This window comes from Paenibacillus etheri (assembly GCF_001012825.1).
Classification (GTDB): domain Bacteria; phylum Bacillota; class Bacilli; order Paenibacillales; family Paenibacillaceae; genus Paenibacillus_AQ; species Paenibacillus_AQ etheri.
This window is the reverse complement of record NZ_LCZJ02000009.1, coordinates 1-663: the sequence shown is the minus strand read 5'-3', so window position 1 is coordinate 663 and position 663 is coordinate 1. Positions and strand designations below refer to the sequence as shown.

Annotated in this window: 2 tRNA genes and 1 rRNA gene; all 3 read left to right on the top strand. The window is 47.1% G+C overall.

The annotated features are described in order from the left end of the window. Window positions 1-163 precede the first annotated feature (163 nt). Window positions 164-280, top strand: a 5S ribosomal RNA gene (gene rrf / locus UQ64_RS00525). A 44-nt stretch (window positions 281-324) separates the two neighbouring features. Beyond that, window positions 325-401, top strand: a tRNA-Ile gene (locus UQ64_RS00520). Between the two features lie 84 nt (window positions 402-485). Then, window positions 486-561 (top strand) — tRNA-Ala (locus UQ64_RS00515). Window positions 562-663: the final 102 nt, after the last annotated feature.

Below are 663 nucleotides of genomic sequence, written 5' to 3'. Positions count from 1 at the left end.
GGTAGCCGTATCGGAAGGTGCGGCTGGATCACCTCCTTTCTATGGAGAATCGTCTTCTGCAATGAAGACATTCAAATCGGAAGTTTAACTTCCACAATAGAACCTTCGGGTTCGAACACTCACTCGTGTTCAGTTTTGAAAGAGCAAGTCTCTTTCGTATGCGTTTGGTGGCGATAGCGGAGGGGTTCCACACGTACCCATCCCGAACACGACCGTTAAGCCCTCCAGCGCCGATGGTACTTGGACCGAAGGGTCCTGGGAGAGTAGGACGCCGCCAAGCGGACAACCATTATTGGTTGATTCACAATGTTATATATGTTATATGGGCTTTTAGCTCAGTTGGTTAGAGCGCACCTCTGATAAGGGTGAGGTCGGTGGTTCGAGTCCACCAAGGCCCACCATATGACATTATAAAGTACGAGGCCTCCGAAAAGTAATCGGAATAAGCTTCGAAGCTAGACTTCACTTTTTGGAGTGAATTTTATGGGGCCATAGCTCAGCTGGGAGAGCGCCTGCCTTGCAAGCAGGAGGTCAGCGGTTCGATCCCGCTTGGCTCCACCATAATTTTTTAATTCAATACCTTCTTTAAACATTGATCCTTGAAAACTGGATACCGAAACGAATTTGCGTTTTAGAACATCTTTTAGCTATAACTTGTGTAAA